Origin of the sequence: Sphaerimonospora thailandensis (assembly GCF_016863115.1) — a bacterium.
GTDB lineage: Bacteria > Actinomycetota > Actinomycetes > Streptosporangiales > Streptosporangiaceae > Sphaerimonospora > Sphaerimonospora cavernae.
In genome coordinates, this window is record NZ_BOOG01000093.1 from 1 (window position 1) to 8,858 (window position 8,858).

Genomic DNA, 8,858 nt, shown 5'->3' on the forward strand with positions numbered 1-8,858 from the left:
CTCCGACCAACTGCTCGCCACGTTCGGCCTCGCGCTGGCCGAGACGTTCCTGACGTACGAAGCGGCGATCAAGGAGCACGGCCGGGTCCTGGACGGCGCACGCGAGGCGCTGGCCGCCCTCGCCGGCCGTACGGACGTCGTCCAATCGGTGCTCACCGGCAACATCGAACCGGTCGCGATCGGCAAGCTCAAGACCTTCGAACTCGACCATTTCGTGGACTTCGAAGTCGGCGCGTACGGCATGGACCACGAGGAACGCCCCGAGCTGGTACGGCCGTCGCAGGAACGTGCCACCCGCAAGTACGGCCAGCCGTTCACGCCGGGCAACACCGTCCTCATCGGCGACACCCCCAACGACATCCTGGCCGGACACGTGGGCGGCGCCCGCGTGGTCGCCGTCGCCACCGGAACCTACGACGCGGCCACGCTCCGCGAAGCAGGCGCCGACGCCGTCCTCCACGACCTCGCCGACACCCCCGCCGTCATCCGCTCCATCCTCGACGAATGATCAACCGGCGAGCCCTCGGTTCCGACCATGTTTCCGACGCAACTCAGCGGGGCGCGCCACTACCAGTCTCGGACGGATTCCACGCCGGAGACGAGGCCGTCGCGAGCGTCGCCGAGGCCGGGGCCGTGGAGTGCTTCGGCTTCGTCCATGATGTGGTCGAGGGCGGCGAAGAGTTCTTCACGTTCGACGGTCTCGATGAAGCCCGATCGGCGGTCGAGCCGGTTGAAAGCCTCTCCGTAAGCGCGTCCGATCTCTTCCATCCGGATTGACCGGACGTCGGCGGGCTCTTCAGCAAGCGCCTCCAGGATCGCCTTCCGCGTCATCTTGAACTGGGCGACGGCCCTCTTGTACGTGGCGGTGCTGATCTGGTCGCGGCCGTCCCAGTCGCGCAACGGGTTGTTCCGGTTCTCCTCGACCCATTCGGGCTTTCGGGCATCGTAGATGGACACGGAGGTGCCCGCGGGGATCTCCGGACGCCAAGTCGTACGCATCGCCGAGGCGTACTCGGCCGGGATGCCCTGAAGGAACACCGATTCCAGCTCAGGCACCCGACGCGGCGTCAGGCGGTCTTCCTTGGTCATCCCGAACAGGTCGACGATGTGGATCCGCCGAAGAGAGATGAGCTCGTTGAGACCGTCCGCGGCTGAAAGCAGGCCGAGGCGTCCGTACAGGTAGAGCTCGATCAAGGCCGGGAAGCGCTGGACCAGCCGGCCGCAGTCGAGGGAGTCGATGTCGCTGATCGTCAGCTGCTTGATCTCTGAGCGTGGTGCTGCTGGTTGGCTGAGGAACTCATTGACCGCCTCGCCGGTGTACTCCGCCTTCCATGGCACGAGCGGGTCCTCGTCGACGCCGCTGTCCCACCGCCGCTGCCGAGCGAGCTGGTCTCCCAGACGCCATTCCGAAGCCCAGCTGTCCGCCGGTCCGTCATGGAGCAGAGGCACCGCTCCGACGACCTTGTGGCTGCGAGGCAGAACCCACTCGTGGTTGCAACAGGACAGCGTCCCGTTCCATGAGTGGTGGGTGAGCCGGAGAGGGGCGATGTCGCCGAGATCAGCCACGGCCGACGGTTCGGGGCCGGACCAGTCCAGCTCGAGCACAGCCGCCGTCTGCGCCTCGGCATCGAGTCGGATGATCTGCGCAGCCGTCCACTCCCCGAGGTCCATCGAGTAGGCGGTCACCACGTCGCCGGTCGTGAGAGGCCTTGGGGGTGCGACCTGCTTCCGGCTCGACATGGCGCGATCCTAATGGCCGACGCGGTTGCCGAGGTTACGGTGGCCGCCGGCTCCTTCCTGGTGGTCTCTCATCGTGTGTGTCGGGATATGGCGCATGGTTCTCTCCGCCCGTAGGCCGCAAGTGGAGAGCATTCCCCTTGCCCTGCGTACGGCGTGGCTGCGCGAGGCCCACCCCCAGCCACACGTGGTCATCGCACCCGTGGTGGACGACGTCGACATCGACTACGAGGACGCGGAGATCTGGAGCGCCCACGTCGATGCGTTCCGGCACGCGCTGGCCCTGGCGTACGGGTCCGTTCCAGCGGTCGACGTGGTGTTCTCCTCCGAAGGCTACGGTCCAGAGCTGGCCCGCCGGTTCGACGCCGTTCACGTCGACGTCGACTCGGCGCGTGGCACGTACCCGGTGAGTGGCACGCGGGTGCGCAAGGACCCGATCGCCTGCTGGACGTGGCTCAGCCCAGCCGTCCGCGCCCACCTGGCCCGCCGCGTCGTCGTCGTGGGCGCCGAATCGAGCGGAACGACGACGCTGGCCCGCGCGCTGGCCGCCCACTACGCGGCACGCGGCGGGGTGTGGGCCTCGACTCGATGGGTCCCCGAGTACGGAAGGACCTACTGCGAGGAGAAGCTCGCCCTCGCCCGCCGCGCGGCCAAGACGAACGGTGAGCCCGAACCCTGGCTGGACGACCTCGGCTGGGAGCCGGCGGAGTTCACCCTGATCGCCGAACGGCAGTTGGCCTGGGAGGACGCGGCCGCCAGGAGCGGCTCTCCCCTGCTCGTGTGCGACACCGACGCGCTGGCCACCTCGCTCTGGCACGAGCGCTACCTCGGCGCCGTCTCGGCCGAGGTGGTCCGGATCCATGAACGTGCCCGACACGACCTGTGGATCCACACCTCGGTCAGAGACGTGCCGTTCGAACAGGACGGCTGGCGCGACGGCGAACACATCCGTCACCAGATGGACGAGCGCTTCCGCGCCGAACTCACATCCAGGGGCCTGCCACACGTGATCGTCGACGGCACGCCCGAGGGGCGGCTGGAGCAGGCCGTACGGGCCGTGGACGGCCTGCTCGCCGAGGGCTGGCGGTTCTCTCCCCCGCTTTGACCGGGATCAGGAGCGGTAGCGAGCAGTGCCGCCGCCGTCGGCAGCCGTACGTCTTCATGTGGAACAGCAGCGCGAACAATCGGCTCATGCCGACCGCTATCCTTTCGCCAATTCCATCGACAAAGGATCTCCATCTTGCGCCTTCGTTCTCCTATGACCAGATGGTTGCTGCTTGGGTTGCTCCTCGTGATAGCGCTGGGTGCGGGCGCGTTCATCACGTTTCAGACGTTCAGGGAGAAGGCCATGACGTCAGCCCCACAATGGGAGGGGGCTACCAGGCATCTCGTGCTGGGTTACGGTGTCCATTCAGGGGCGGAGTGGAGTCAGGCGGCGATCGGTGTTGGTAGCCAGGGCCGTCCGGCGAGAGCGGCGTGGATCGCGTCGATGGCGCGGATGCCGTGGCCCTTGGCGGTGACGAGGTAGGAGTGCACGCGGCAGTAGCGGCCGAGCGTGGCCATGGTGTGCCAGTAGCCGGAGACCGCTTGATGCCGTTTAGGGCCCTTGAGCGCCTGTTCGCTGGCGTTGTTCGTCCAGGGGACCGCGAGGTTGCGGGTGAACGTCCACACCTGGTCGGCCTTGTCTTTCAACCTGCGGGCCAGGACGTAGCCGGGGTGGTTGCCCTCGTGCCAGTCGCGGTGCCGGTTGGTGATCTCTCCCCAGTGCACCGCCTCGTCGTACCGGGCCCGCAACTCGGCCAGCAGGACCGGGTCCAGGTGGTCCTTGCCGTCGGCGAGCGCCTCGGTGACGGCGGTGTGGGCCTCCTTGAGGACCTGCTGGACGTCGCCGGCCCACTGCTGCCAGGTCGGGTGCAGGTCGGCCACGCCCTGCAGGTGACGTAACAGGTGCTGGACGCATTGCTGGACGCCGCCCAGGTTCGCGTCGAACTGGTGCCAGCCCTTGTAGTCGTCGCGGACGAAGATCCCATCCCAGCCGTCGAGCACGCCGAGGTTCTTCAGTTCTTCCTTGGTGCGGGCGCCGATCGCCGTCAGCCAGACCAGCCGCTCATCAGGAGTACGGATGACCACCGCGTGTGGCTGTCCCGGCTTGGGCTCGCCGGTGGTCTCATCGAGGTCTTTGCGTAGCACGTTGACCGGCGACTCATCGCCGCACAACACGTCCTCGGCGCGCAAAGCGGCCGTCATCACCTCGTCGAACCCGGCGTAGGTGAGCCGGCCGTCGAGTCGTTCATGCGCGCGTGCCACGAACCCTGGGGAGACCGCGGTGCCCAGTAGCGCCTCCATCACCAGCGCGGTCCGCTCGACGGGCACGTTGCCGAAGAACGACAGCATGATGGCCGCGGCGTTGACGTTCGGCCCATAGACCACGGTTCCCGCCCGCCCCGACGGCGGGGCCGCGGTCGTCACCTTCGCACAGCACGAACACCGGATCCTCGGCAGCAGCCAGTGCACTTTCTCCAGCGTGATCGGCGGGATGTCCCACACCTGCCCCCACGAGCGGCCCGCCGCGACACCATGCTCGCCCAGGTCAGCACCGCATCCCGAGCATTCCGCCGGCGGCTCAGCCGTCTTAGTGTCGTCGATCTCGCCCCCGCGTGCCGGTTCCAGACCCGACCCGCGATGTCCCGGTTGTCCGCCGGGTTTGCGGTCCTTCGATCGCTCCCGCTGCGAACGCTGCCGCTCGGCCTTGCGTTTCGCCTTCGCGGCGATCGACTCCTTCGACGGCGGGGTGGAGGAGTTCGCGCTGTTCATCCCCAACCGGCGCTCCAACTCGGCCAGCCGCAGCTCAAGACGGCGATGGGCCTCACCCTCGGCCTCGCGTTCAGCAGCCCGGGCTGCTCGCTCCTCGGCGAGCAGCGTCTTCAACGCCGCGATCTCGGCGTCCTTGGCCTCCACCACCCGGCGCAACTGCTCGTTGGCAGCCCGCCACGCCTGCTCGGCGTCGGCCTGGGGGGATCGGGCATCGGACACAACACGACATGATCGCGGATCAGGCCGTACCGATCAACTCCGGACAGCGCCGCAGGTCACGAGGACCTGTGAATGGACACGGGTTACGGCCTCCCTGTGGTCGTGGATCTCGCCACTGGGAAGACTCTGGAGGAGATCCCTTCGCCGGATGGCGGGTTGATCGAGTATTCGACGGTAGCCCGAGACAGAGAGCCCGGAACCTACCTGGCGGCCACCGTGGTGCGTAAGGGATCCGCCGATCCGCGCTACGGCCCTCGTGGAGCCAAGTCCCGCATCTATCGGCTCGCGATGGATGAGAAGGGGCGAATGACGGTCGAGCACGCCGTCTCGGAACTGATAGAAGGCGTCATCCGCAGTATTGCCGTGTCGCCGACCGGTGAGATCGCCTACGCCAGGTCCACGGCTGACAAGGCGGACAGGTACTTCTCCTTCGCCGGAATCCTGGGGACCGACCGCGAGTGGCCCGTGGACGACCCCTACCGCTTGTTCTGGCAAGACGAGAGCACACTCGTCTTCCCCTCCAGGGCCGAGCCGCCATGGACGCTTGGCACGAACGCCAAAGGGGAGAAATTCATCGCCGGGGGCGGCTTTCTACCGACCGTGAATGTCAGGAGCGGAGCAACCGGGAAACTGCCGGTTCCACCTGACCTGACTTCCTACGGCATGGTGCGACTCGCCGGGGGTCGGACGATCTGGGCCACGGAGGTCGAAGAAGGAGTCCACGACACCGTGTCGCTCATCCTGTACGAGGGACCGACGGCGATCGGAACCGTCTTCAGCGCTTCCAAGGGAAAGATCGTGTCGATGACGCTGGATGCCACGGGACGTCATGTGCTCGTCGGACACGAGATCATGAGAGCGACGGGACCGGGGATGTACGACAACGCGGTCGATCAGAAGCTCATCCAAATCGATCTACAGCGGGTGGCAGGCCTGCCGACTCCCACGCGCAGCAGCCGCCGACATCTTGATCTTCCCCAGAAGACCGTCTGGCAGGGCGACGGCCGGCGGCGGATCGAGGAGATCACCTGGTAGATCCCGCCGCCAGCCGAGGCTCCGCGGGTGGCGAGGCTTTGTCGGTTCCGGCTGCCATACTCCCCGTGATCGACAGGCGAGACCCGAGGAGAGCCGATGCGGAAGGTCATGCCGGAGGAGTACGCGTGGCAGAACGACTGGGAGGAGATCTACACCGTCACCTTCGTACGGGGCCTCGACGAGCGTGAGACGCTCAGGCGGTTCGGCGTGGCCGACGAGGACATCCAGCCGGTGGATTATGAGGACTTCTACGATCGAATCGAGGAGACCGACGGCTGCTGCGACCTGGTGACGGTCACCCGCGTCGGCGAGTGGACGATCGCCTTCGAGCTCAGCGGGTGGGAGGGGAGCCGGCCCGAGACGCTGCGGGAGCTGACCCGCGGCGGCGGTGAGGCCGTCTCCGTCATGCGGCACGACTACGCGGCCTCGCACCACTTCGGCCACGCCGCGGACGGCGAGGTGCGTACGGTATTCCGCCCGGAGTGGCCCGGGGAACGCTGGGGCAGCCACCCCGACGCACTCAACGAGGACATGCGCGAGCTGGGCCTCGATCCCGAGCCGGCCGACGAGTTCGAATCGGTGAGCGACTCCGTCCCGCGTGTCCTGGCGCTGGCCGGCCGCATCTCGGGAGTGCTTTTCGACCCCGCCATCCAGGACGAACTCCTGCTGGGCGGGATCATCACAAACCCCGTTCCCGACGACCCGCCGACAGGCGGCCCGCGCGCCGCATGCCGTGGCGTGTGAGGAGTCCGCCCTCGCCGTCCAAACGGCACCGCGATCACCGTCCCCATCGAAGCGGCCATCCCCGACTACGAGGATCGCCTAGCGCGGGTGCGCGCGGCGTGACCCACTTCCATGCGGATGACGAGGCCGAAACGATCGTCGTCATCCGTGTCGTCTGGGCCGACTAGCTAGGCGCATTCCTCGTTCTTCAGGCGATTATCAGACTACTTACCAGGCGATGCCGTACACGCTGGACTTTCCGCTCCATACGGGGGTCTGCGGCAGGTTGAGCGGGGTGGCGTCGCCGGGATACGAGGCGGCGCGCGGCGTGGGCCTCGGGGTGCCGGCTGGAGGGCGCAGGTCGACGCGGAACACCTGGTACGGCGGGGCGTTCCCGCAGGCGGGCTCCGGCGGGTCACCCACGAAGTGACCGGCCTTGTTGTCCACCGAGACCAGCAGATGGCGGCCGGACCGGTCGAGGGTGAAAGCGGCGAGGTTTCCGCACCCCGGGGCGAAGGCCGAGCCGATCGGCTTCTTCTCGGCCGGATCGACGACCACGAGCTGCTGATCCCAGATCCGTTCCACCCCGACCTGGGACATCACCATCCGGGTCTCGCCTGGAACGGTGAGCGCGGTCCCGTCCGCCAAGACGCCCATGGTCAGGAGTGTTCTGGCGGCGGACAGGTCGGTGCCCGGGCGGCGCGTGTCGAGCGCGACCAGCCGGGGCGAGTCCGCCTTCGGCGGGATCGCCCGGAAGACCAACGTGTCCGGGTCCCGCCAGTGCAGGCCGAGCCCTCCATCCCGGAACGTGCCGAGACCCTGGCTGCCTGCGGCCGACCATTCCCGGTGATCGTCCACCAGCCCGACGAACGTCCTGTCGATCTCGAGGAATTCGTCCCGCTTCCCCACTGCGCGCGAGTAGGCGATGCGGCCCTGCGTCGAGACGGCCAGGTCCTTGATGATGCCTTCGTAAGCACCGCCCACCCGCTCTCCGATCTCCGCGCCGCCGTCCCCGTGCACCGCGATCCGATAGATCCGCGAGGACCGATCTCCCCAGGCGCCGTTCCCGGCGGTGCTGACCGCTGCCAGGTACCGGCCCGGGGCGGTGTCCCGCACGACCGCGGTGAACTGGTAGAACCTGTCGTCCGGAGCGTCGACCCTGTCCGGCTCGCCGCCGCCCTCGACCAGGTCCAGTACGGCCAGGCGGTGGCCCGTCAGCACCAGCGCGTGGTGCGGCGTCCCGTCCACCGCGACGGCAGGCGGCGGCTTCGGGGTGAGCCGTACGATCACCACGCCCACGGCGACCAGCAGGGCCGTGACGACCGCGACCAGCGCGATGGGCCGCCACGGCAACGGGCGACGACGCGCTGGCCGGTTCGGTGCCCGCATGCCCGCCCAGGCCCCGATCATGATGAAGACCGCGGGAGCGAATATCCAGCAGACGTATTCCAAGGGAAAAGCGTTGAACGTCGCGGGGTCCACCGAGCAGGTGGCCTCCTCCGGCATCTGGTTCAGCAGTGCCAGCGCCCGCGTCAACCCATAATCCAGACAGACCAGGCTGACACCGGTGAAAGCAGTCCATTTGTGTACGCGAGGACGGCCGGCACCCCGGCGGGCGATCAACCAGATGCACAGCACCATGGTGACGGGAATCGCCGGCGACACGAACACGTCGATCTGCCACAGCCGGGCGGTCAACTCCTCCTTCCATGCGGGCTCGTCGTCGTAGGTCGTCCAGCCGCACATGACGCTCTCGCTCGCCAACACCGAGGGAACGAGCAGGGCCAACCACTTCAGAACGAATTCCCAGACGGTCAGCAGAGCCGCCGACCACCACCAGAAAAGGGAGTAGGACTGGCGAACCGGTAAAACGGCTGCATGAAGGGACATGCGGGTCTTCCCATGGTCGGTCGGCACGGGCATTTGCCGGGAAAATCCTGACGTTCCATTCTCACTTGGTCAAACCGCAAAAACTCCGGATGTCCGGCTTCTTATCCCTTCGCGGCGGGGCGGGCCCGTACGTGCAGCCGCTCGCCCTGCGGGCCGAACAGGCTGATGAACTCGACCGGCTGCGGTCCGGCGTTGCCGAACCCGTGCGGCACGCGGGTGTCGAACTCGGCGGCCTCTCCGGCGGTGAGGACGAGATCGTGCTCGCCGAGGGCCAGCCGCAGCCGGCCGGACAGGACGTACAGCCACTCATATCCAGGAGAAGATCGGGGACGCCCGGGGAGGCACCGGCGTCCGGTATGGCCCGGGCCCTCGCTTTCCCGGTTGACATCAACGTCGAGGAAGAAGGCGTAACCGGCCGGACAGTTCCGATGCGACGTTAT

General features: G+C 67.6%; 8 protein-coding genes. 4 read left to right on the forward strand and 4 right to left on the reverse strand.

Annotated features, from left to right (window positions below; all coding sequences use genetic code 11):
• On the forward strand, positions 1-508 hold a 508-nt coding region (locus Mth01_RS28610; protein ID WP_204019079.1), incomplete at its 5' end, for an HAD hydrolase-like protein.
• A gap of 59 nt (positions 509-567) precedes the next feature.
• Here the strand turns inward: Mth01_RS28610 and Mth01_RS28615 are convergent.
• Positions 568-1,740, reverse strand: a complete 1,173-nt coding sequence (locus Mth01_RS28615; protein ID WP_204019080.1) for a hypothetical protein — start codon at positions 1,738-1,740, stop codon at positions 568-570.
• Between the two features lie 94 nt (positions 1,741-1,834).
• Here Mth01_RS28615 and Mth01_RS28620 point away from each other — a divergent pair, with 94 nt between their 5' ends.
• On the forward strand, positions 1,835-2,842 hold the full coding sequence (locus Mth01_RS28620; RefSeq protein WP_204019081.1) for an AAA family ATPase: 1,008 nt from the start codon (positions 1,835-1,837) through the stop codon (positions 2,840-2,842).
• A 323-nt stretch (positions 2,843-3,165) separates the two neighbouring features.
• Here the strand turns inward: Mth01_RS28620 and tnpC are convergent, their stop codons facing one another.
• On the reverse strand, positions 3,166-4,770 hold the full coding sequence (tnpC, locus tag Mth01_RS28625) for an IS66 family transposase (RefSeq protein WP_204019082.1): 1,605 nt from the start codon (positions 4,768-4,770) through the stop codon (positions 3,166-3,168).
• A gap of 72 nt (positions 4,771-4,842) precedes the next feature.
• Here tnpC and Mth01_RS28630 point away from each other — a divergent pair, with 72 nt between their 5' ends.
• Positions 4,843-5,805, forward strand: coding sequence for a hypothetical protein (locus Mth01_RS28630; RefSeq protein WP_204019083.1), 963 nt, complete (start codon positions 4,843-4,845; stop codon positions 5,803-5,805).
• A gap of 96 nt (positions 5,806-5,901) precedes the next feature.
• Positions 5,902-6,549, forward strand: a complete 648-nt coding sequence (locus tag Mth01_RS28635) for a DUF6461 domain-containing protein (RefSeq protein ID WP_204019084.1) — start codon at positions 5,902-5,904, stop codon at positions 6,547-6,549.
• A 207-nt stretch (positions 6,550-6,756) separates the two neighbouring features.
• On the opposite strand, the gene Mth01_RS28640 is transcribed toward Mth01_RS28635, so the two are convergent.
• Together Mth01_RS28640 and Mth01_RS28645 are read right to left on the reverse strand one after the other, a co-directional pair.
• Positions 6,757-8,418, reverse strand: coding sequence for a hypothetical protein (locus tag Mth01_RS28640; RefSeq protein WP_204019085.1), 1,662 nt, complete (start codon positions 8,416-8,418; stop codon positions 6,757-6,759).
• 101 nt (positions 8,419-8,519) lie between these two features.
• The coding region (locus tag Mth01_RS28645; RefSeq protein WP_204019086.1) for a cupin domain-containing protein at positions 8,520-8,858 on the reverse strand (339 nt) is incomplete at its 5' end.

Bases quoted from the DNA above. Each gene is read 5' to 3' on its own strand.
- Mth01_RS28615 (WP_204019080.1), bottom strand. From the start codon at position 1,740: ATGTCGAGCCGGAAGCAGGTCGCACCCCCAAGGCCTCTCACGACCGGC.
- Mth01_RS28620 (WP_204019081.1), top strand. From the start codon at position 1,835: ATGGTTCTCTCCGCCCGTAGGCCGCAAGTGGAGAGCATTCCCCTTGCC.
- Mth01_RS28630 (WP_204019083.1), top strand. From the start codon at position 4,843: ATGGACACGGGTTACGGCCTCCCTGTGGTCGTGGATCTCGCCACTGGG.
- Mth01_RS28635 (WP_204019084.1), top strand. From the start codon at position 5,902: ATGCGGAAGGTCATGCCGGAGGAGTACGCGTGGCAGAACGACTGGGAG.
- Mth01_RS28640 (WP_204019085.1), bottom strand. From the start codon at position 8,418: ATGTCCCTTCATGCAGCCGTTTTACCGGTTCGCCAGTCCTACTCCCTT.